Raw genomic sequence first — 21,411 nt, 5'->3', positions numbered from 1 at the left:
TGTGCTGCGTCCTGGGTTCAGGACGCTCTGTTATTCGTCAGGCGCCACCGATCGCATGGCGTGCCACAAAGTGTCCTGGCGCCACCTCCAGCAGCGGCGCGACTTCCGGCTCATCCCCCAGCGGATGTACGGCGCTGGGGATCTCATCAACCATTAACGCCCGTTCGCGATGCCGGTGTGCCGGATCCGCCACCGGTACGGCCGCCATCAGTTTGCGGGTGTAGGGATGACGCGGCTGCTCAAACACCGCCTGGCGCGGTCCTGTCTCAACGATCTGCCCCAGATACATCACCGCTACACGGTGGCTGATACGCTCCACTACCGCCATATCGTGCGAAATGAACAGAAAAGCGATGCCGGTTTCCCGCTGCAGATCCAGCATCAGATTGATGATCTGTGCCTGAACCGAGACATCCAGCGCTGACACTGATTCATCCGCGATGACCACTTTGGGATTCAGCGCCAGCGCTCGCGCAATACAGATGCGCTGACGCTGGCCGCCTGAAAACTCATGCGGATAGCGCTGCGCATGCTCCGGCTGCAGCCCTACCCGCTCCAGCAGCCAGGCAACGCGCTTCTCCGCCTGCGCGCGACTCATCACGCGATGGACCAGCAGCGGCTCCATCACAGAAAAGCCCACGGTGAGGCGCGGATCGAGCGAGGCGTAGGGGTCCTGAAAAATAAACTGAATATCGCGCCGCAGCGCCGCCAGCGCGCTTCCCTGCAGCGCGTCGATACGCTGACCGTTAAAGGTGATGCTGCCGCCCTGACTGGCGACCAGCCGCAGCAGTGAACGACCGGTGGTTGACTTACCGCATCCCGACTCACCGACCAGCGCCAGCGTCTCACCGGCATAGAGATCAAAGCTCACTTTCTCTACCGCGTGTACCCGGCGCGTAACCCGGTTAAAGAGACCGCTACGCAGGTCGAAGCGGGTTGTCAGGTCACGCACCTGCAGCACCGGCGGGCGATCGCGACGCACGGTATCCTGCGGCAGAGCCGGCGCCTCCTGTCCGGCGGCGTTCAGCAGAGGAAATTTTGCCGGCAGTGGCTGCCCGCTCATCGCACCGAGCCGGGGCACGGCCGCCAGCAGCGCGCGGGTGTAGGGCTGAGCCGGTGCGTTGAACAGCTGCTGCACCGGCGCCTGTTCGATAACATCGCCGCGATACATGACCTGTACCCGATCGGCCATTTCAGCGACGACGCCCATGTCGTGCGTGATAAAAATCACGCCCATCTGCATCTCTTTTTGCAGCACGCGGATAAGCTGCAGGATCTGCGCCTGAATAGTGACATCCAGCGCCGTCGTCGGCTCATCGGCAATCAGCAGTGCAGGCCGGCAGGAGAGCGCCATCGCAATCATGACGCGCTGGCGCATCCCGCCAGAGAGCTGATGCGGGTAGCGCGACAGGATAGCGTGCGCATCCGGAATGCGTACCAGATCCAGCATGCGCCGCGCTTCAGCGAGCGCCTGCTGATGGCTCATCTTCTGATGTAATCGTACTGACTCAGCAATCTGTTCGCCCACGGTAAATACCGGATTCAGCGAGGTCATCGGCTCCTGAAAGATCATCGCCATGTCAGCGCCGCGCACCTGCCGCATCTGACCGGCCGACGCGCGCATGACGTCCAGGATCTCCCCGTTTCGGCGGCGCAGCTTTATCTCACCGCTTATCTCGCTGCCCGCCTGCTGAATCAGGCGCATCAGCGCCAGTGACGTCACGGATTTCCCTGAGCCAGACTCCCCGACCAGCGCCAGGGTTTCTCCCCGCAGCAGATCGAGCGAAAGATGACGCACCGCTTCAGTTTTACTCTCTTCATGCTGAAAAGTGACGCACAGATCGCGTACCGCCAGCACCTGTTGCTGTTCCATTCTGCCTGCTCCTTAGCTGTCGCGGTAAATGGCCACCTCGACTGTACCCTCAACGTAAGCAAAACCGCGGTACATGCCTTCGCTGTTAAACGGCAGAGCAAGGTTGCCCTGTGCATCAACCGCAATCAGCCCGCCGCTGCCTTCCAGCTCCGTAATGGTGTCGTGGATGACGCTGGCGGTCGCCTGCTGCAGCGAGCGTCCTGCATATTTCATCTGTGCCGCAACGTCATAAGCGGCCAGCGTTCGCATAAAGACTTCGCCGGTACCGGTACAGGAGACAGCCGCGCTGTCGTTGCTGGCATAGCAGCCGGCGCCAATCAGCGGCGAGTCGCCCACGCGGCCAGCCTGCTTGTTGGTCATGCCCCCGGTTGAGGTCGCCGCGGCAAGATTGCCGTGCAGATCCAGCGCCACCGCACCTACGGTGCCGAGTTTGCGATCCTCATCCAGCGGCGTGGCAGCCGCGTCGTGATCGAGCTGCGTGGTGTTGCTGTCGCGCACGCGCAGCAGCTGCGCCAGGCGTTCTGGCGTTGAGAAAAAGTCAGCGGCAACGGGTTCCAGCCCCTGCGCCACGGCAAAGGCTTCTGCGCCGGCGCCGATCAGCAGCACATGGGGACTCGCCTCCAGCACTTTACGCGCGGCGAGGATCGGATGTTCAATATGGCTGACGCCCGCTACTGCGCCCGCCTGCAGCGTGCGGCCATCCATGATGCTGGCATCCAGCTCGTGTGTGCCCTGATGGGTGAACACCGCGCCCCGCCCGGCATTAAACAGCGGGCACGCCTCCAGCCGCCGCACCGCGTCAGTCACCGCATCCAGCGCGCTGCCGCCCGCGGCCAGGAGCTGCTGTCCTGCTGCGACAATGTCGTGCAGCTGCTGCCGGTATTGCTGCTCGCGCGCCGCGCTCATGGTACTGCGGGAAAGCGCACCCGCGCCGCCGTGGATAGCGATTACTGCCCTGGTCATTAGCTGCACCTGTCAGGATTATCAGCAGAAAAAACACTGATTTAGAATGGTTTTCATCATTTTCAGACAATTTTCGACTATAGGAAGCACCCGGCAGCTTGTAAAGCAGAAAGTGCATCAGCCCTCATAACCTTTTTTCAGGCTTTATATCTTTTTCCTTTTCCGGCAGGCCCCGTTTACGGCTCACCGCGCGATCTGTGCGGCCGCGCCAAACGGGTCTGGCCTTACGCCAGCGCCTTAACCCATAATAGATGACATCTGACATTTATCCGCCAGGGAGCGATATGGAACCTAACACCGCAGGCTTAATTTCACTGGAAGAGGCGCAGCACATGATGCTGCAACCGCTGCAACCGGTCAGCGGGACCGAACAGGTTAGCCTGGCTAATGCTGCCGGGCGTATTACCGCAGAGGCGGTGGTTTCACCGCTGGATGTCCCCTCATTTGATAACTCCGCAATGGATGGCTACGCGGTGCGGCTGAGCGATCTCCGCGCTGGCGCACCGCTCGCGGTGGCGGGCAAAGCCTTTGCCGGCGCCCCCTGGCACGGTGAATGGCCGGCAGGCAGCGCGATCCGTATCATGACCGGCGCCCCGATACCGGCAGGCTGCGACGCGGTGGTCATGCAGGAGCAAACGGAACAGCACGCAGAGGGTATTGTGATCACTGCGCCGGTCAGCGCAGGCCAGAATATCCGCCGTATTGGTGAAGATATTCGCGCCGGTCATCAGGTTCTGGCAGCGGGTGTGCGGCTGGGTGCCGCTGAGCTGCCGCTGCTCGCCTCGCTGGGCATTGCCCGGGTAACGGTACGGCGCAGGCTGCGCGTAGCGATATTCTCTACCGGAGATGAGCTGCAGGCGGTGGGTGAACCGCTGGCAGAGGGCCAGATTTATGATACCAATCGCCTTACCGTCTCTCTGATGCTCAGCAAACTGGGCTGCGAGGTTATTGACCTCGGCGTTATCGCGGACGACCCGGCCGCGCTGCGTCACGCCTTCACGGCAGCAGACAGCCAGGCCGATGTGGTCATCAGCACCGGCGGTGTCTCCGTAGGTGAAGCTGATTTTACCCGCGAGATCCTCGACGAACTCGGATCTGTCAGCTTCTGGAAGCTGGCGATTAAGCCAGGTAAGCCGTTCGCTTTCGGCCAGCTGGCGAATAGCCTGTTCTGCGGGCTGCCGGGCAATCCGGTCTCCGCCGCCGTGACCTTTTATCAGCTGGTGCAGCCGCTGCTGGTCAGGCTGAGCGGCCAGACAACGCCGGCAATGCCGCTGCGCCAGCGTGCGCGGACGCTGGATCGTCTGAAAAAATCGCCGGGGCGCCTCGATTTTCAGCGTGGCGTACTCAGCCGCAGCAGCGAAGGCGTGCTGGAGGTGCGCTCCACCGGTGCGCAGGGCTCTCATGTTTTCAGTTCATTTGCGCTGGCCGACTGCTTTATTGTGCTGGAGCGCGAACGCGGTACGGCAGAAGCGGGTGAATGGGTTGAGGTTGAGCCCTTTAACAGCCTGCTGGAGGGGTAATGTCGCGTGAACTGACGCATGAAGAGATGCTGCGCTACAACCGGCAGATTGTCCTGCGCGGCTTCGACTTTGCCGCACAGGAGCAGCTCGCTGAGTCACGCGTGCTGATCGTCGGCCTGGGGGGGCTGGGATGCGCGGCTGCGCCCTGGCTCGCCTCCGCCGGCGTGGGGCATCTGACGCTGCTCGACTTTGATACCGTCAGCCTGAGCAATCTGCAGCGGCAGATCCTGCATCGTGATGAGATGATTGGCCAGCCCAAAGTAGAATCAGCGCGCGCGCAGCTGGCGGCAATCAATCCGCACTGCATTATTGAAACCTGTGACGTGCAGGCCGACGATGCGACGCTAAGCGCACTGATTGCGCGGCATGACGCGGTGCTGGACTGCACGGATAATGTGGCTACGCGTGAGCAGCTGAACCGCCTCTGTTTCCGGCAAAAAGTCCCGCTGATTTCCGGTGCGGCGATCCGCATGGAAGGTCAGCTGAGCGTTTTTACCTGGCAGCCTGGCGAGCCCTGTTACCGCTGCATCAGCCGCCTGTTTGGCGAACAGACGCTGAGCTGCGTGGAAGCTGGCGTCATGGCCCCGCTGGTGGGCGTAATCGGCGCGATGCAGGCGATGGAGACGCTGAAACTGCTTACCGCGTTTGGTGAACCCGCCCGCTCACGCCTGCTGATGTATGACGCAATGCGCGCTGAATTTCGCACTATGAAGGTGATGCAGGACGCACACTGTGACGTGTGTGGCGTCCCCTGAAATGCAAACAGGCCGCCCGGTCGGGCGGCCTGTTAAGCAGACAGAAAGAGCAGGGTTTATGAAATGCCCTGACTGCGCAGGTAATCTTCATAGTTACCGGTGAAGTCAACGATGCGCTCACCTTTCATCTCCATCACGCGCGTCGCCAGCGAGCTGACAAATTCACGGTNCGCACTATGAAGGTGATGCAGGACGCACACTGTGACGTGTGTGGCGTCCCCTGAAATGCAAACAGGCCGCCCGGTCGGGCGGCCTGTTAAGCAGACAGAAAGAGCAGGGTTTATGAAATGCCCTGACTGCGCAGGTAATCTTCATAGTTACCGGTGAAGTCAACGATGCGCTCACCTTTCATCTCCATCACGCGCGTCGCCAGCGAGCTGACAAATTCACGGTCATGTGAAACAAAGATCAGCGTGCCTTCATACATCTCCAGCGCCATGTTCAGTGATTCGATCGATTCCATATCCAGGTGGTTGGTCGGCTCATCCATGATCAGAATGTTTGGCTTCTGCATCATCAGCTTGCCAAACAGCATCCGTCCTTTCTCACCGCCCGACAGCACTTTAGCTGGTTTTTTGATGTCGTCATGGCTGAACAGTAAGCGGCCCAGTACGCTGCGCACGGCCTGTTCATCATCGCCATCCTGCTTCCACTGGCTCATCCAGTCGAACACGCTAAGGTCTTCGGCAAAATCTTCGGCATGATCCTGTGCGTAATAGCCGATGCGCGCATTTTCAGACCATTTAACGCTGCCGCTATCCGGCGTTAATTCGCCCACCAGCGTTTTCAGCAGCGTGGATTTACCAATACCGTTGGCACCCAGAATTGCCAGCTTCTCGCCCACTTCCAGCATCAGGTTCAGCTTATTAAAGAGCGGGCCGTTATCAAATCCTTTCGTCAGCGCTTCAACTTCCAGCGCATTACGGAATAATTTCTTATCCTGCTCAAAGCGAATATAAGGATTCTGACGACTGGAGGCTTTGACTTCATCCAGTTTGATTTTATCAATCTGTTTTGCGCGCGATGTTGCCTGACGGGATTTAGAGGCGTTAGCACTGAAGCGGCTGACAAAAGATTGCAGGTCAGCAATCTGCGCTTTCTTTTTCGCGTTATCGGCCAGCAGACGTTCGCGCGCCTGCGTCGCCGCGGTCATATATTCATCATAATTACCGGGATAGACGCGCAGCTCACCATAATCAAGATCCGCCATATGGGTGCAGACCATATTTAAAAAGTGACGGTCATGCGAAATGATGATCATGGTACTGTTACGATCGTTCAGCACCTGCTCAAGCCAGCGGATAGTATCAATATCCAGGTTGTTCGTCGGCTCATCAAGCAGCAGAATATCGGGATTAGAGAACAGCGCCTGCGCCAGCAGCACACGCAGTTTCCAGCCCGGTGCGATTTCGCTCATCGGCCCGTAATGCTGCTCCACCGGAATACCGACGCCCAGCAATAACTCACCGGCTCTGGATTCCGCGCTATATCCATCCATTTCACCGTAGGCGACTTCGAGATCGGCAACTTTGTAGCCTTCTGCTTCACTCATTTCTGGCAGTGCGTAAATACGATCGCGCTCTTCTTTTACGGCCCAGAGTTCCTGGTGCCCCATTATGACCGTATCCAGCACACTATATTGTTCAAAGGCAAACTGATCCTGACGAAGCTTACCAATACGCTCGTTGGGATCGAGTGAGACATTGCCGTTGGTAGGCACCAGATCGCCGCCCAGTATTTTCATAAAGGTCGATTTACCGCTGCCGTTTGCACCGATTAAACCGTAACGGTTACCTCCGCCAAACTTAACGGAGATATTCTCAAACAGCGGCTTGCTGCCGAACTGCATAGTGATATTGCTGGAAACTAACACGGCATTGACCTTTGTTACACGGTGGATGAAAAAACAGCGGGCATTATGCCAGAGATGGGCTATATGAGCCAGTCTGCGCCTGGCAATGGCGCAGCTTTTACGCAAAGGGATTGTTAGCAGACGCAAAATAGCGTTGCTGGCATCCGGTAGCAGACGCTTCTCGCCTGCCGACGTTACGTCATCGTTATCAGTTAGCGCAGTTTGTTACATAAATTAAAACGTCAGCCAATAAAAAAGCCGGAGGCAATATGCCTCCGGCTCCCATATACAAGGATTGCGTCGCTTATTTAATCAGGAAACTGTCCAGGCTCTTGCCGGCATCCAGCGCTTTTTTAATCGCTGCTGGCGTGCGGCCCTGACCGGTCCAGGATTTTTCATCACCGTTTTCGTCGGTATAAGTATATTTAGCCGGACGCGGTGCGCGCTTGGCGCGTTTTTTACCGGTTTCAAGTGCGCCCAGTAATTCGTTAGGATCGATGCCATCAGCCAGCAGCATTTCGCGATATTTAGACAGCTTCTCTTCTTTTTCGCGGTTTTGCGCTTCTTCGGCTTCAACTTCTTCACGACGCTCAGTCACAACGACAGTTAATTTTTCCAGAATCTCTTCCAGATCGCTCAGTGGCAGTTCACGCGCCTGCGCACGTAATGTGCGAATGTTGTTCAGTACTTTAAATGCGTCACTCATCACAATGTCCTTGTTAAGGGGTATAAATAAACTGTAGCGGCAAGATTACCCAATTCAAATAAAAAAATAAATTAATTTTGCAGACCGGATTATTCTTAACAGGTTCGCTTATTGTTATTGTTCAGTAAGGATAAGCCTTACCGGTTAACATTAAGCGTTAATAAACTGATAAGGTTTCCGGGCAGCTATTGCATTGATATCGATTTCATTTGCTAATCCCGCGAGCGAAACAAGTAGTTAGCGAAATTTTAGTTTGTGACATCCTGCAGGCGAAGCGTAAAAATAATTAATCATGTATCCGTTATTCACTTTTAATGCGCGTTTTATTGATGTGGCTCTCAGCCTGACTGACCGACTAAAAAGAAAAACCGGCCTGCGCCGGTTTTATCAGAGAAATCTATTTTTAACTCCCCTTCTGGGCCGATGGCCTCATTACCTGACGCGGCGATGTTTCCGTCAGCCAGTCGCGCAGATAATGCTCAATCTGCTCCAGCGAACGATTACGGGTTTCCGGTACGCAGCAGAAAACAAACAGCGTTCCGAACAGGCCGGCTGCGGCAAAAATAAAAAAGGCCCCTGACAGCCCCACCCATGCAAGCAGCAGCGGAAACAGTAACGAGATAGTAAAATTAGTCAGCCACATGGCAAATACCGCCCCGCCCATAAATATACCGCGCAGCCGCGTCGGAAAGATTTCGGATAAGAGCAGCCAGGTAACCGGTGATAATGCTCCCTGCTGAAAACTTAAAAACAGCAGCATGCCCAGCAGGACCATATAGCTGCGTAGCATATCAGGCTGACCATTTACCGTTTCCGGCATGAAGTAGCTGACGGCCCCGATAAAAACCAGGCAGGCGGTACACCCTATCTGTCCGATAAGCGCGAGGGGGCGGCGTCCGATACGCCCCAGCAGCCAGATCCCCGCAAAGGTCATCAGCACTGAGATAACGCCATTGGCGATGGTGGCAACCAGCGCCGCATTATCATCCATACCTACGGCTTTCAGCATTACCGGCGCATAGTACATGATGGTGTTGACGCCGGTGAGCTGCTGAATAGCGGCTATGCCTGTGCCGATGAAAAAGAGTTTCAGCAGCCAGGGCTGGCGTAACTCGCGCAGGCGCGGACGCTGCTGCTGCTCCTCTTCCAGCGTCTCAGTGATCTCGATCATCTCCCACTCCACGTCCTCACGTGCGCGGGTCCGCTCCAGGACTCTGCGGGCTTCAGCCAGACGCCCTTTCATGGCATACCAGCGCGGCGTATCCGGCATAAACATCATGCCAAACCAGAGCAGCACTGCGGGCAGCGTCGCCACCGCCAGCATCCAGCGCCAGGTACTTTCACCGCCCCAGGCGGCATGAAACCCGGCATTGGAGATATAGGCCAGCATCTGGCCGGAGACGATCATCAGCTCCTGCATTGTGACCAGCTGACCGCGTTTATTGGCAGGCGCCATCTCCGCAATGTAAACCGGAACGGTGGCAGACGCGCCGCCGACGGCGACCCCGAGGACCAGGCGGAAGAAAATCATCCATTCAGCATCCGGCGCCAGCGCCGTGCCCAGCGCGCCGGCCGCAAAAATGGTTGCCAGTACCAGAATGATTTTTCTCCGCCCGACCGCTGCGGCAAAATGCCCCGATATCAGCGCACCAAATGCCGCACCAAACAGCAGACTGCTGGTGACAAGGCCGGTGGTTAACGGCGTCAGATGTATATCATCCCCCATGAAGAGCAGTGCGCCGGAGATGACGCCGGTGTCATAGCCGAACAGCAGCCCGCCGAGAGTGGCAACGGCCGCTATCACTTTAACGAAGGGTTCAGTACGCGTATTACTGTTCGGTCCTGAGGCTTTATTGAGGGTAAGCCAGGTTTCACGAGGCATAGCTAACTCCATTTCTGAAAGATGCATCAAAAATAGAGTATTTTTGCCATAAAAATTAAATATGAAATTTTAGTTTTGCCATGTTCATCATAACTGATGCCAGGAAATTAGATACCGATCACATAAACTCAGCGTGAATCTCTTTTTATGTCAGCGACAATACGCTCAAAATTTAATCCTTACATAAAAAGGAACATTTATTTCAATTATCAGGTCGTCCTTTTATCGGGACGACCTGAACGTCAGTTGACCTGCGTGGCCGGACCAAATACTGCGTAGTCTGGCAGAGTCACCTGCTGATAATTTTCCCAGCCGCCGCCCAGCGCTTTATAGAGCGCGACCAGATCGAGCGCGCTTTGCGTACGCGCCTGTACCGACTGTGCTTTTGCCTGCGCCAGCTGTCGCTGCGCATCCAGCACGTCAAGAAAGGTTGTCAGGCCCTGTCGGTAGCTGTCACTGGCCAGATCGAATGTTCGCTGCAGTGCACCGGTGGTTTCATCCAGCGCGGTAACCTGCTGCTGATCCGCCCGGTAGCTGACCAGCGCATTCTCCACATCCTGCAGCGCCGTCAGCACTGTCTGCCGGTAATCCAGTGCGGCGCTGGCCTGCTGTGCCCGCGCCAGCTTCACGCTGGAAACCAGCCGTCCGCCCTGAAAGATTGGAATAGAGAGTGACGGACCGATGCTGAAAAAGTGGCTGCTCCAGTCATCAAGGTAGCTGGCGTCGGTATTGCNGGAAAGAGGCTGGCAACCGAAACGCCAATATTGGCGGTCTGCGCATGAAGCGTGGCTTCAGCCTGGCGAATATCGGGCCGCCGGCGCGCCAGCGTCGCCGGGATCCCCACTGGTACCAGGCCTGGCAAAGCCGGCAGCGCTTTCGCCGTCATCAGCTCACTATCCAGCGCGCCGGGCGTTTTCCCGAGCAGGACCGCCAGACCGTTCATCGCCTGCCGCGCCTGCGCCTCATACTGCGGCAGCTGCGCATTAAGCGAGGCGAGCTGTGCCCGGGCGTTTTCCACATTTGTCGCCGGTGCCAGCCCGTTTTGCTGCTGGCTTTGCGTCAGCTCCCAGGTCTCCTGCGCAACTTTTATCTGCGTCTGCAGCGTAGCCAGCACCGCCTGCGCTCCGCGCAGCTGCAGATAGGCGCGCGCCACTTCAGCTTCTACTGAAATCAGTACGTCATCACGCTGTGCAACAGCTGCCTGCTGCTGCGCATCGGCGGCCTCCATCTGCCGGCGTACCTTGCCCCAGATATCCAGCTCCCAGCTGGCATCGAAGCTGCCCTGATAGAGCGTGACGGAGTGGTTCAGTCCATCCAGCTGTCCGGCAATATCATCATCCACCCGATCGTATACGCCGTTGGATTTCAGCAGGCCTTTCAGACCCAGCTGCTGCCGCGTGACTTTGGCTGAGCCATTTAGCGCGGGAAACAGCCCCCCGCGCGCCTGCGCCAGCTGCTGCCGCGCACCGGCGATGCGTAACACCGCCTGCTGCAGCGAGAGGTTACCGCTGATGGCGCGATCGATCAGGCTGTTAAGCTGCGGATCGTTAAAGCTGCGCCACCAGAGCGGGTTGGGTGCAGCAGCCAGCGGCTTAGAGGTTTCCTGTGACGACAGTGCGTGAAAGCTGCCGGGCGTCTGCGGGCGCGGAGGCTGATAGTCGGGGCCGACGGCACAGCCCGCCAGCAGCAGCGTCAGCGGCAGCGCAACGCGTGAAAAGGTTCTCATTTTAGTGTGCTCCTGCACTGCCTTCGCTCTTAATCGGCGAAAGTAACCAACATAGAGGGATCAGTATCATGGCGACGATGCTCAGTCCCGTGAACACGTCGATATAGGCAAGGATGCGCGCCTGAGCGATCATCTCCTGATAGAGCTGACCCGCGGCAAGCTGCAGCGGATCGCCAGCCACTTGGGTAAAATCGCGGATCGCCTGAGCCCACTGCTGCAGTGTCAGGTTGAACTGCTCATTCAGCGGCGACATGTTATGCACCATGTGCGCGGAACGCACCTGTTCACGCTCGGTGATCCCGGCGGTTGCCAGTGAGATACCGATGGATCCGGCCACGTTACGAAACATGGTAAACAGCGCGGACGCATCGGCATTAAGCTTCTGCGGGATCGTGACAAACGCAATGGTGGTAAGCGGAACAAACAGAAAGCCCAGCCCGATAGACTGCGCGCTGCGCATCAGCACCAGGGTTTTGAAATCCACGTCCGGCGTCAGCGTACTGGAGTAAAAAAAGGCCAGCGCCAGGCAGCTGAAGCCGAAGGCGATAATATAGCGCGTCTGCACAACTGGCATCAGCTTCAGTACCAGCGGAATGGTCAGCACGATCAATACGGCACCGGGCGACAGCACCAGCCCTGACCAGGTGGCGGTATACCCCAGATCCTGCTGCGCCAGCTGCGGCAGCACTACTGAGCTGCCGTAGAGGATCATAGCCATACCGGCCATCAGCAGACCAGCGACCCAGAAGTTACGATCTTTCATCACGCGGATATCCACGACCGGTTTACGCGCATAGAGCAGCCAGTAAACCGCGCCCACCAGCCCCACCGCGGCCAGCATGGCGAACAGACGAATAAAGTGCGAAGCGAACCAGTCTTCATCCTCACCGCGATCGAGAAACACCTGCAGACAGCCAAGACCCAGCGTAATCAGGCTGATGCCGATATAGTCAATTTTCAGCCGGCCTTTATCCCATTTGCGCTCCCACGGCGGATCTTCAAGCAGCTGATAGATCGCCAGCACGGTTAAAATCCCTACCGGAATATTAATAAAGAAGACCCAGCGCCAGCTGTAATTGTCGGTGATCCAGCCGCCCAGCGTCGGGCCAATCACCGGTGCCACAATAATTGCAATCGAAGAGAGACCAAAAGCTTTACCGCGATCGGCCGGCTTGAAGTAATCGAGCAGTACCGATTGCTGAACCGGCTGCAGGCCGCCGCCAAAAAAGCCCTGCAGCACACGAAACAGAATGATTTGCCACAGCTCGGTGGCAATGCCGCAAAGAAACGAGCAGATAGTGAACATCACAATACAGATCAGGAAAAACTGCTTGCGGCCAAATAAGCGGCTGAAGAAAGCGGAGATCGGCAGCACAATGCCATTCGCGACCAGGTAGGAGGTCAGTACCCAGGTGGATTCGTCATAGCTGGAGGAGAGCGAACCCGCGATATGCGGCAGCGCAACGTTAACGATGGTGGTGTCCAGGATCTCCATGAACACCGCCAGCGTGACCGTAATGGCGACCAGCCAGGGGTTGCTGGCCGGGCGCCAGCTCTCGCCTGCACTCATTCTACCGTCACCTCAGGCTCTACCGAGAGTCCAAGCGGCAGCGGATGGTCAGGATCCAGTCCGCTATCAATAACGATTTTAACCGGGACGCGCTGCACGATTTTCACATAGTTACCGGTAGCGTTCTCTGACGGGAAGGCGGAGAAACGTGAGCCTGAACCCATCTGAATGCTGTCGACGTGGCCGTGCAGTTTCATATCAGGCCATGCGTCCACGCTGATCTCGACTTTGTCACCCGGATTCATGCGCGCCAGCTGTGACTCTTTGAAATTCGCGGTGATCCAGATATCGGGTGACACCAGCGAAAAGAGGGCTGAGCCCGCCTGCACCAGCGTACCGAGCTGCACGTTGCGTTTGGTGACAAAACCGTCGTAAGGGGCACGTACTTCAGTATAAGAGAGATTCAGCTCTGCGGTATTAAGCTGCGCCTGCGCCTGCTCCACCTGCTGCTGGCGCGCTTCCACATTTGTTTCCTGTTGCCGGATCTGCAGTTTGACCTGTGAGGCGACCTCAACCTGCGCTTTAGCACTCTGCAGCTGCGCTTCCGCTGAGCGCAGCTGCGCCGCGGCGGTGTCGATATTACGCTGAGACGTGGCGCGGGGATCCACGCCGCGCTGACGGCGGTAATCCGCCTGCGCATTGAGTAAGTTCGCCTGCGCGCTCGCCTGCTGCGCCAGCGCCTGATCGCGCTGCGCCGGATACTGCACGCGCGAAAGCGCCAGCTGCGCCTGCGCCTGATGCAGCTGAGCCTGAGCCAGCCCCAGCTGTGCTTTCGCCTGATCGCGCTGTGCAGCGCTGTCGCGCGGATCGATCACCACCAGCAGGTCGCCTTTTTTCACCCGCTGGTTATCTTTTACCAGCAGCTGCACCACGTAGCCTGAAGCTTTAGGTGCCACGGTAACGGCGTTACCCTCTGTAAAGGCGTCATCGGTGGTTTCAATATTGCGGGTGGTAAACCAGAACCAGAACCCCACTATCAGCATAATCACCACAACAATCGCGAGAATAATCAGCGGCTTTTTACCCGGCCGCTTACGCGGCTGATCGTCATCCTGATTATCTTTGTCCTGTTGCTGCTGCTGCTGACTGTTATCCTTCTGCGGATCGTTGTCGTTATCTGACGGCTTCTGCGGGTCCTGCTGCTGATTTTCGCTCATAATTTGTCATCACTGGCTGAAAGCCCGATCCCCGGGCATAAACGGTCAACTTAACATTAGATAATAAATTGACAAATTCCAGTGTAACTTTACATAAGTGGAGACGGGCGGCACGTTATGCCACAGCAGCGGCTAAGGCGCTGAAGAGCCAGCGCCCGTACTCAGTGAAGCCACTGCAGCAGCAGCCAGCCGCACAGCATTGACCACGCCAGCATCGGCAGTGAGAAGAGATGAAAACGCCACCACACTTTTTTATCCTGCGCCATGCGCAGCGCAATCAGGTTCGCCAGCGACCCTGGCAGCAGGCCAAAGCCGCCGATATTCACCGCCCAGGCGAGCACCACAGAGGGATCGGTTTTTTGCAGCAGCAGGATAGTGGCCGGGACGTTACTGATAAACTGCGACAGGCCGATAGCCAGTAAATAGATACCGCCCTCCCCCAGCTGTCCGATACGGGCAAACCACGGCTGCAGGGCAGGCAGATGCATGAGCAAAAAGACGTCGATAAACATCGCGACAAAAACCAGCAGCAGGCTCCAGTCGATTGCGGCCAGCACCCCTCGCGCCATGATCAGAAAGCAGGCGGCGACCAGCAGCAGCGCCCAGCCCGTCATCTTCAGCTCCAGCGCCACAATAAACACGATATAGAGCAGCAGACTGACGCTGAACAGGCGCCGGCTCCACTGCTGCGACCCGGCGTCGCTGTGTTTGTCTATGCGCTGTGCCGGGAAGCTCCACCAGGTCAGCGCGATCAGCGTTATCATCAGCACAGCCGCCAGCGGCAGCATCTGCAGGATGAATCCGCCCACGCTCAGCGAGCCGTGACTCCACAGCAGAATATTTTGCGGATTGCCGACCGGGGTCAGCAGCGATCCAGCGTTGACCGCCAGTGCTTCAAAGATAATGAGCCGCGAGACAGGCAGATGGGAAAATTTACGCAGCGTCAGCGTCAACGGCACCAGAATAAATAGCGCGACATCGTTGGTCAGGAAGGTTGAAAGCAGCGCGGCGGCGCAGACCATAAACAGCGCCAGCGCACGTTCATGCTGAAAACGCTGAATCAGGCGGGCGCCCAGTACGTCAAAATACCCGCTGTTCTCCAGCCCTTTCGTCAGCATCAGCAGGCCGGTCAGCGTCATGATGGTCTGCCAGTCTACGGCAGCCGGCAGCTGCGACCAGCGATACTCTGCCAGCGGCAGCAGTATCACACCCAGCAGTAACAACAAATGCAAAATACGGTCACGCATTAAGGATCGAAGCACGATGGGCATGATAGCGGCAGGCCTTATAAGTTAACGGTTCTCATAAAATTTCTGAAAGACGGCCAGGGTTTCGTCGCTGACGTGATGCTCCAGCCCTTCAGAGTCGCGGCGCGCGGTCTCCGGGCTGACGCCTAATGCCAGCAAAAACGTTTCAACGATATGGTGGCGAACGCGGCTCGCCTCTGCGAGTTTTTCACCTTCCGGCGTCAGGAATACGCCACGATAGGGCACCTGCTCTACCAGGCCGGTGGTGCTCAGACGCTTCAGCATTTTTGCCACGGTAGGCTGCGATACGCCGAGGCGCGCCGCCATATCTACCTGACGCGCCTCACCAAATTCACGAATGAGATCGGAGATCAGCTCGACGTAATCATCAATCAGTTCACGACGATGAGCTTCGCGCACCTGACGAAAGCCTTCAACATGCTCCTCAATATCCTTAAGCGGCCCCTGAGGGGTATTGATGGCACTTTTCGCACGACGACTCATTAAGCTTCCTCTTTATTATCTGCCGCACCTTACCTGCCGTGCGGACTGGCTGCGCTCATTGTAAACCAGGCGCAAATAAGCACAAATTTTTCATGAATAGTGTTGGCTAAAGAGTATAGCCAATGCTATCTTTGTACATGATGTAAGCGAAAAGCGTGAAAAGGCAGCAATGTCCGGTACGCACCAGCGCTTACGCATCATCTGTTATTCATGGGGAGGTGAAGATGAGCACCCTGAAAAACTGCCTTGATTGCGGCAAGTGCCCGCAAGCCGCTCAGCGCAAGCCCGCTTTTGATATCAAATCGCTGCTCTGCCTGTTCAGCCGCTCGCCCTTTGCGCTCCGCCTGATGCTGCTGGAAAAGCTCGCAGGCAAAAAGTGTGAACGCCCGTGCAACCAGATTATCTGGCGCGGCTGAAAGCCCGCAAGGCTACTGCTTAACCCGCCTGATGGCGGGTTTTTGTTTTTCTGCCCTGCTGTACCGGCATCCTCTTCAGGCAAAAAAAAACGGCCCCCTGCGGGACCGTTTCATGTGCAACTCTGGTCTAAGCTGAACTTAGAAGCTGTAGCCGACGCCAGCGATCCAGGTGCCTACGTCAACGTTGCGGATGCGGCTCTGCTCGTAGCCCACGTCCAGTGCAACGTTTTCAATTGGGTTGAACTGCAGACCTGCGCCATACGCGATGCCTACGTCGCTGCTGTCAGATTTAGACTGACCGGCAGATTCGTTCTGCTGGAATTTACCGTAGCCGATACCTACAACGCCGTAGATGCTCGCCCAGTCATTCAGACGGTAAGCCGGGCCGCCGGTGAAGCCGTAGTACTGGCCTTTGTTGTAAAAGCCATCTTCAGTACGATCTTTTTCGGTGTAGGTGAAAGAACCGATCCAGCCCAGTGGGTTGGAACCGTCTTCGTAGCGGTATTTCAGGTTGAAGCCGTTAGCTTTGTTAGCAACGCCCTGATAATCGCTCTGTGCGTAACCGCCAGAAACGGTGCTCTGTGCCATGGCTGAGCCAGCAGAAACTGCCAGTACACAAGCCAGTGCTGAAAGACATGCAATTTTTTTCATAACCACCTCAAATGTGAAAATACTTCTCTCCTGACAACGCTAAAAATATAACAAAAGTCAGGGAGAAACTCTGCCCGGATTTTGTTGTCCAAGAGATTGTTTGGTGTAACAGAAAGTTAATGAATTTTCCTATGTCATTCATTTTACTTATAAAATGCGTCGATATTTAGTTCAATAATTCTGCGAACAAAAAATGCCTTTAAGTAAATTCCTAAAGTAATCTGACAATTCTTTACAAAATTGGCCCTGTAAACGGCTCTTTTTTAGCCATTTTCTGAAGGGTAACTGGCCTTATTTTTTCCCGTCAGCCTGCATTTGCTTTAAGCTACTCTCCTTCGCTCACCCCTCATTTCCGGAATCGACAACAGGATGTCTGCGCCTCTTTCTCGTAAAAATAGCTTTCCCGTATGGCTGCCCATTGTGATTTTGCTTGTCGCTATGATGTCGCTGCAGGGTGGCGCCTCGCTGGCAAAATCGCTGTTTGACGTCGCGGGCGCGCCTGGCATCACTGCGCTGCGTCTCGGACTCGGTACGCTGCTGCTTTGTCTCTTCTTTAAACCCTGGCGTTTGCGCTTTACTCCGGCACAGCGTAAACCGCTGCTGATATATGGCCTGGCGCTCGGCTGTATGAACTTTCTGTTTTACCTCGCCCTGCGGACAATCCCGCTGGGTGTGGGCGTGGCCCTGGAGTTTCTCGGTCCGCTGGCGCTGGCGCTGGCAGGCGCACGCCGGCTGCTTGATTTTCTCTGGATAGCACTGGCGGTCGCCGGACTCTGGTTTCTGCTGCCAATCGGTGACGGCATCAGCCATATTGATCCGCTCGGCGCACTGCTGGCAGTAGGCGCCGGCGTCTGCTGGGCCATTTATATTCTTTCCGGACAGCGTGCCGGCGCGGAGCACGGCCCGGCAACCGTGGCAATGGGCTCGCTTATCGCTTCCGTTATCTTTGTGCCGCTGGGACTGCTGTTTGCCTCGCCCGGCATCTGGCACTGGGAGATTCTGCCGCTGGCGCTGCTGATCGCGCTGCTCTCCAGCGCCATTCCCTATTCACTGGAGATGGTTGCCATGACCCGCCTGCCGGCGCGGATCTTTGGCACGCTGATGAGCCTCGAACCTGCTGTAGCCGCCCTTTCCGGCATGCTGTTTCTGGGTGAACAGCTCACCCTGCCGCAGTGGTCAGGATTGCTGGCGATTATCACCGCGTCGGCAGGCACCACGCTGACCATGCGCCAGAAAGCCCGTCTGAAAGAAGTCACCTGAATTACGCTTAATTATCGCTGTCCATCGCAGCCTGTTATTTCAGCAGGCTGCGCCGGCATCCGGAATCATTATCATTCCTTATTGCATTGCCGGGCCGTTATTATTTTGTCACACTGATAACATCTTTCAGACATATATAATAAACATATGATTATTAAGAACTAATGCATGATCTAATCCGCAGCGCTGCATGATGTCTTTATCTATCTCTGCTATCGGCCAGATCGCTTCAGCATATTTTATAACAGCTGCTATACTTATTTCCGTGCTTGATTAGGACAACATCAATTAGAGGACATAAATGATGAGTACCGCAAAACTGGTTAAAAACAACGCTTCCGATCTGATTTACACCCGCAATGATGTGGCTGACAGCGAAAAGAAAGCCACCATTGAGGTGCTCAACCGTCTGGTTGTGGAATTCATTGACCTGTCCCTGATCACCAAACAGGCGCACTGGAACATGCGTGGCGCAAACTTCATTGGCGTACATGAAATGCTGGATGGTTTCCGTGCCGCTATCACCGAACATCAGGACACCATCGCCGAGCGCGTTATTCAGCTGGGTGGTGTGGCGCTGGGCACCACGCAGGTCGTGAATGATAAAACGCCGCTGCAGAGCTATCCGCTGAACATTCACAGCGTTCAGGATCACCTCAAAGCGCTGGCCGATCGCTATGCCATTGTGGCTAACGATACCCGCAAAGCGATCACCGAAGTCAAAGATGAAGACACTGCCGATATCTTTACCGCAGCGTCCCGTGACCTCGATAAGTTCCTGTGGTTTATCGAAGCCAATATCGAATAACTATCAGAGGCGGGGTTAACCCGCCTTTTTTATTGCCTCAGCTCCGCTTTTTTGACCCTGTTAACACTTCTTTCATCCCACCCTTTCCTTGTCATCATCCTGATGCACACTGTGGCTGCACCAAAAATGTCGCATGCACCATAATAGTGCCCACAGATGGTGCAAATGATCATTTTTCTGCAAAATCGTGTCAGCTGATAGCCCCGCCATCAGTAATTTCGGGCTGTTATTAAAGTTGGCATAGTTTTTTCATATGACAGCCGTAGTGCAGGCCATCAGGTCTGCAGAGCAATAAAGGATAAAATGATGAAGTCTCTGTTTAACGTCTCTGTGGCCGCGCTGGCGCTGGCCTTTTCTCTTTCTTCTACTGCCGCAGATAAAAAACTGATTGTCGCAACCGACACCGCATTTGTTCCTTTTGAATTTAAGCAGGGCGACAAATATGTGGGTTTTGATATCGACCTGTGGGATGCGGTGGCAAAAGAGCTGAAGCTCGATTACACCCTGAAACCCATGGATTTCAGCGGGATTATTCCGGCTCTGCAAACCAAAAATGTTGATCTGGCCCTGGCCGGTATTACCATTACTGACGAACGCAAAAAAGCTATCGACTTCTCTGATGGCTACTATAAAAGCGGTCTGCTGGTGATGGTGCGCAATAACGAAAACGATATCAAAGGCATTGACGACCTCAACGGCAAAACCGTTGCGGTAAAAAGCGGGACCGGTTCGGTCGACTACGCTAAAGCGCATATCAAAACCAAAGATTTACGTCAGTTCCCGAATATCGATAACGCCTATATGGAGCTGGGAACCAATCGCGCCGACGCCGTGCTGCACGATACGCCAAATATTCTCTACTTTATCAATACCGCCGGTAAAGGTCGTTTCAAAGCGGTTGGCGAGTCGATTGAAGCTCAGCAGTATGGTGTGGCGCTGCCAAAAGGCAGTGATGAACTGCGTGACAAAATCAACGGCGCGCTGAAAACGCTGCGCGACAACGGTACGTACAACACAATCTATAAAAAATGGTTCGGTACTGAGCCAAAATAATGCCTGCATAAGCAGGCTTATGCAGCAGGGCGCCCTTTGCGCCCTGCTTTTACCTTTTCCATTGCAACATATTCCGGAGTAACACCATGGAGTTTGACTGGAGTGTCATCTGGCCAGCCCTGCCGATTCTGATCGAAGGCGCCAAAATGACCCTGCTGATTTCCGTTCTTGGCCTGATAGGCGGCCTGATTATCGGCCTGGTGGCTGGCTTTGCCCGCGCCTACGGCGGCTGGATCACCAACAACGTCGCGCTGGTATTTATTGAGCTGATCCGCGGCACGCCCATTGTCGTGCAGGTCATGTTTATTTACTTTGCGCTGCCAATGGCTTTTCCCGATCTGCGCATCGATCCTTTCACGGCGGCAGTCGTGACCATCATGATCAACTCAGGCGCCTATATTGCTGAGATTACGCGCGGCGCCGTGCTCTCTATCAACAAAGGGTTTCGTGAAGCGGGACTGGCGCTGGGCCTGTCACGCCGCGAGACCCTGCGCTATGTGATTATGCCGCTGGCCCTGCGCCGTATGCTCCCGCCGCTGGGCAACCAGTGGATTGTCAGTATTAAAGATACCTCGCTGTTTATTGTTATCGGCGTGGCGGAACTGACGCGACAGGGCCAGGAGATTATTGCCGGTAACTTCCGTGCGCTGGAGATCTGGAGCGCGGTTGCCATTATCTATCTGATTATTACGCTGGTGTTGAGCTTTGTGCTGCGCCGTATTGAGAAAAGGGTGAAAATCCTGTGATTGAATTTAAAAACGTCTCTAAAAATTTCGGTCAGACGCAGGTTCTGCACGACATCAATCTGAAAATTAATCAGGGCGAAGTGGTGGTAATTATCGGTCCTTCCGGCTCCGGTAAATCAACGCTGCTGCGCTGTATCAACAAACTGGAAGAGATCACCAGCGGCGAACTGATTGTGGACGGCATGAAAGTCAACGATCCGAAAGTGGATGAGCGGCTGATCCGTCAGGAAGCGGGCATGGTGTTTCAGCAGTTTCATCTGTTTCCGCAGATGAGCGCGCTGGACAACGTTGCCTTTGGTCCGATTCGCGTCCGCGGCGCGAAAAAAGAGGAGGCCCACAGGCTGGCGCGCGAGCTGCTGGGCAAAGTGGGCCTGGCGGAACGGGCGCATCATTTTCCGGCTGAGCTCTCCGGCGGTCAGCAGCAGCGCGTGGCCATTGCGCGGGCGCTGGCCGTGAAGCCAAAAATGATGCTGTTTGATGAGCCGACGTCAGCGCTCGATCCGGAGCTGCGTCATGAAGTCCTGAAAGTGATGCAGGATCTGGCCGAGGAAGGCATGACAATGGTGATCGTCACGCATGAAGTGGGTTTTGCACAGAAAGTCGCGTCGCGTCTGATCTTCATTGATAAAGGTACGATTGCAGAAGATGGCGATCCGGATACCCTGATCACCACGCCGCCAAGCGAACGCCTGCGCGAGTTTCTCCAGCACGTTTCCTGACGC

The 21,411-nt window shown here is 55.9% G+C and carries 18 protein-coding genes and 2 pseudogenes; 8 read left to right on the top strand and 12 right to left on the bottom strand.

The window, feature by feature from the left end; translation table 11 throughout:
- Positions 1-37: 37 nt before the first annotated feature.
- Both gsiA and F3I15_RS14215 read right to left on the bottom strand, forming a co-directional pair.
- Positions 38-1,873 carry a glutathione ABC transporter ATP-binding protein GsiA gene (gene gsiA, locus F3I15_RS14220; protein WP_150018348.1) on the bottom strand — a complete coding sequence of 612 codons (1,836 nt, stop codon included), beginning with the start codon at positions 1,871-1,873 and terminating at the stop codon, positions 38-40.
- A 12-nt stretch (positions 1,874-1,885) separates the two neighbouring features.
- A complete protein-coding gene (locus F3I15_RS14215; protein WP_150018347.1) occupies positions 1,886-2,836 on the bottom strand; it encodes an isoaspartyl peptidase/L-asparaginase family protein in 951 nt (316 codons plus the stop codon).
- Positions 2,837-3,120: 284 nt separating this feature from the next.
- On the opposite strand from F3I15_RS14215, the gene moeA reads away from it, so the two are divergent.
- Both moeA and moeB read left to right on the top strand, forming a co-directional pair.
- A complete protein-coding gene (gene moeA / locus F3I15_RS14210) occupies positions 3,121-4,356 on the top strand; it encodes a molybdopterin molybdotransferase MoeA (RefSeq protein ID WP_150018346.1) in 1,236 nt (411 codons plus the stop codon).
- Entirely contained in the window at positions 4,356-5,111 is a 756-nt protein-coding gene (gene moeB, locus F3I15_RS14205) for a molybdopterin-synthase adenylyltransferase MoeB (RefSeq protein ID WP_150018345.1), read from the top strand. Before moeA ends, moeB begins: the two co-directional genes overlap by 1 nt.
- A 56-nt stretch (positions 5,112-5,167) precedes the next feature.
- On the opposite strand, the pseudogene F3I15_RS18485 reads toward moeB, so the two are convergent.
- From F3I15_RS18485 to mntR, 9 genes and pseudogenes are all read right to left on the bottom strand, one after another.
- A pseudogene (locus F3I15_RS18485) lies at positions 5,168-5,278 on the bottom strand (hypothetical protein); the annotation flags it as partial.
- 113 nt (positions 5,279-5,391) lie between these two features.
- Positions 5,392-6,984, bottom strand: coding sequence for an ABC-F family ATPase (locus F3I15_RS14195; protein WP_039383434.1), 1,593 nt, complete (start codon positions 6,982-6,984; stop codon positions 5,392-5,394).
- Between the two features lie 283 nt (positions 6,985-7,267).
- The gene (locus F3I15_RS14190) at positions 7,268-7,669 is read right to left on the bottom strand and encodes an H-NS family nucleoid-associated regulatory protein (RefSeq protein WP_039383432.1); all 402 of its coding nucleotides are present in this window, start codon (positions 7,667-7,669) and stop codon (positions 7,268-7,270) included.
- 403 nt (positions 7,670-8,072) lie between these two features.
- On the bottom strand, positions 8,073-9,551 hold the full coding sequence (locus F3I15_RS14185; protein ID WP_150018344.1) for a sugar porter family MFS transporter: 1,479 nt from the start codon (positions 9,549-9,551) through the stop codon (positions 8,073-8,075).
- A 242-nt stretch (positions 9,552-9,793) separates the two neighbouring features.
- Positions 9,794-11,277, bottom strand: a pseudogene (locus F3I15_RS14180) (efflux transporter outer membrane subunit).
- A gap of 1 nt (position 11,278) precedes the next feature.
- Positions 11,279-12,847: a DHA2 family efflux MFS transporter permease subunit gene (locus tag F3I15_RS14175; protein WP_150018343.1), complete on the bottom strand. Its 1,569-nt coding sequence runs from the start codon at positions 12,845-12,847 to the stop codon at positions 11,279-11,281.
- Positions 12,844-14,004 (bottom strand): HlyD family secretion protein, encoded by a 1,161-nt coding sequence (locus F3I15_RS14170; protein ID WP_150018342.1) that lies wholly within the window; start codon positions 14,002-14,004, stop codon positions 12,844-12,846. Before F3I15_RS14170 ends, F3I15_RS14175 begins: the two co-directional genes overlap by 4 nt.
- Before the next feature lie 161 nt (positions 14,005-14,165).
- The gene (locus tag F3I15_RS14165) at positions 14,166-15,275 is read right to left on the bottom strand and encodes an SLC13 family permease (RefSeq protein ID WP_150018341.1); all 1,110 of its coding nucleotides are present in this window, start codon (positions 15,273-15,275) and stop codon (positions 14,166-14,168) included.
- Positions 15,276-15,296: 21 nt separating this feature from the next.
- On the bottom strand, positions 15,297-15,755 hold the full coding sequence (gene mntR / locus F3I15_RS14160; protein WP_150018340.1) for a manganese-binding transcriptional regulator MntR: 459 nt from the start codon (positions 15,753-15,755) through the stop codon (positions 15,297-15,299).
- A 224-nt stretch (positions 15,756-15,979) separates the two neighbouring features.
- Here mntR and F3I15_RS14155 point away from each other — a divergent pair, with 224 nt between their 5' ends.
- Positions 15,980-16,171 carry a hypothetical protein gene (locus F3I15_RS14155; RefSeq protein ID WP_071669023.1) on the top strand — a complete coding sequence of 64 codons (192 nt, stop codon included), beginning with the start codon at positions 15,980-15,982 and terminating at the stop codon, positions 16,169-16,171.
- Positions 16,172-16,309: 138 nt separating this feature from the next.
- On the opposite strand, the gene ompX is transcribed toward F3I15_RS14155, so the two are convergent.
- Positions 16,310-16,822: an outer membrane protein OmpX gene (ompX, locus tag F3I15_RS14150; RefSeq protein WP_150018339.1), complete on the bottom strand. Its 513-nt coding sequence runs from the start codon at positions 16,820-16,822 to the stop codon at positions 16,310-16,312.
- A gap of 369 nt (positions 16,823-17,191) precedes the next feature.
- Here ompX and rhtA point away from each other — a divergent pair, with 369 nt between their 5' ends.
- The 5 genes from rhtA to glnQ all read left to right on the top strand — a co-directional run bounded on the left by rhtA (position 17,192) and on the right by glnQ (position 21,408).
- On the top strand, positions 17,192-18,082 hold the full coding sequence (gene rhtA, locus F3I15_RS14145; protein WP_150018338.1) for a threonine/homoserine exporter RhtA: 891 nt from the start codon (positions 17,192-17,194) through the stop codon (positions 18,080-18,082).
- 304 nt (positions 18,083-18,386) lie between these two features.
- On the top strand, positions 18,387-18,890 hold the full coding sequence (gene dps / locus F3I15_RS14140) for a DNA starvation/stationary phase protection protein Dps (protein WP_039383410.1): 504 nt from the start codon (positions 18,387-18,389) through the stop codon (positions 18,888-18,890).
- Positions 18,891-19,196: 306 nt separating this feature from the next.
- Positions 19,197-19,943 (top strand): glutamine ABC transporter substrate-binding protein GlnH, encoded by a 747-nt coding sequence (gene glnH / locus F3I15_RS14135; RefSeq protein WP_094111980.1) that lies wholly within the window; start codon positions 19,197-19,199, stop codon positions 19,941-19,943.
- Between the two features lie 86 nt (positions 19,944-20,029).
- A complete protein-coding gene (gene glnP / locus F3I15_RS14130) occupies positions 20,030-20,689 on the top strand; it encodes a glutamine ABC transporter permease GlnP (RefSeq protein WP_039383407.1) in 660 nt (219 codons plus the stop codon).
- Entirely contained in the window at positions 20,686-21,408 is a 723-nt protein-coding gene (glnQ, locus tag F3I15_RS14125; RefSeq protein WP_150018337.1) for a glutamine ABC transporter ATP-binding protein GlnQ, read from the top strand. Before glnP ends, glnQ begins: the two co-directional genes overlap by 4 nt.
- The last annotated feature ends 3 nt before the right edge of the window (positions 21,409-21,411 follow it).

The sequence above is a fragment of the Pantoea sp. M_9 genome (assembly GCF_008631385.1).
Taxonomy (GTDB): domain Bacteria; phylum Pseudomonadota; class Gammaproteobacteria; order Enterobacterales; family Enterobacteriaceae; genus Pantoea; species Pantoea eucrina.
Note: the sequence above shows the minus strand (reverse complement) of the source record. Positions and strands in the feature narration are given on the sequence as shown.

Bases quoted from the DNA above. Each gene is read 5' to 3' on its own strand.
- gsiA (WP_150018348.1), bottom strand. From the start codon at position 1,873: ATGGAACAGCAACAGGTGCTGGCGGTACGCGATCTGTGCGTCACTTTT.
- F3I15_RS14215 (WP_150018347.1), bottom strand. From the start codon at position 2,836: ATGACCAGGGCAGTAATCGCTATCCACGGCGGCGCGGGTGCGCTTTCC.
- moeA (WP_150018346.1), top strand. From the start codon at position 3,121: ATGGAACCTAACACCGCAGGCTTAATTTCACTGGAAGAGGCGCAGCAC.
- moeB (WP_150018345.1), top strand. From the start codon at position 4,356: ATGTCGCGTGAACTGACGCATGAAGAGATGCTGCGCTACAACCGGCAG.
- F3I15_RS14190 (WP_039383432.1), bottom strand. From the start codon at position 7,669: ATGAGTGACGCATTTAAAGTACTGAACAACATTCGCACATTACGTGCG.
- F3I15_RS14185 (WP_150018344.1), bottom strand. From the start codon at position 9,551: ATGCCTCGTGAAACCTGGCTTACCCTCAATAAAGCCTCAGGACCGAAC.
- F3I15_RS14175 (WP_150018343.1), bottom strand. From the start codon at position 12,847: ATGAGTGCAGGCGAGAGCTGGCGCCCGGCCAGCAACCCCTGGCTGGTC.
- F3I15_RS14170 (WP_150018342.1), bottom strand. From the start codon at position 14,004: ATGAGCGAAAATCAGCAGCAGGACCCGCAGAAGCCGTCAGATAACGAC.
- F3I15_RS14165 (WP_150018341.1), bottom strand. From the start codon at position 15,275: ATGCCCATCGTGCTTCGATCCTTAATGCGTGACCGTATTTTGCATTTG.
- mntR (WP_150018340.1), bottom strand. From the start codon at position 15,755: ATGAGTCGTCGTGCGAAAAGTGCCATCAATACCCCTCAGGGGCCGCTT.
- F3I15_RS14155 (WP_071669023.1), top strand. From the start codon at position 15,980: ATGAGCACCCTGAAAAACTGCCTTGATTGCGGCAAGTGCCCGCAAGCC.
- ompX (WP_150018339.1), bottom strand. From the start codon at position 16,822: ATGAAAAAAATTGCATGTCTTTCAGCACTGGCTTGTGTACTGGCAGTT.
- rhtA (WP_150018338.1), top strand. From the start codon at position 17,192: ATGTCTGCGCCTCTTTCTCGTAAAAATAGCTTTCCCGTATGGCTGCCC.
- dps (WP_039383410.1), top strand. From the start codon at position 18,387: ATGAGTACCGCAAAACTGGTTAAAAACAACGCTTCCGATCTGATTTAC.
- glnH (WP_094111980.1), top strand. From the start codon at position 19,197: ATGAAGTCTCTGTTTAACGTCTCTGTGGCCGCGCTGGCGCTGGCCTTT.
- glnP (WP_039383407.1), top strand. From the start codon at position 20,030: ATGGAGTTTGACTGGAGTGTCATCTGGCCAGCCCTGCCGATTCTGATC.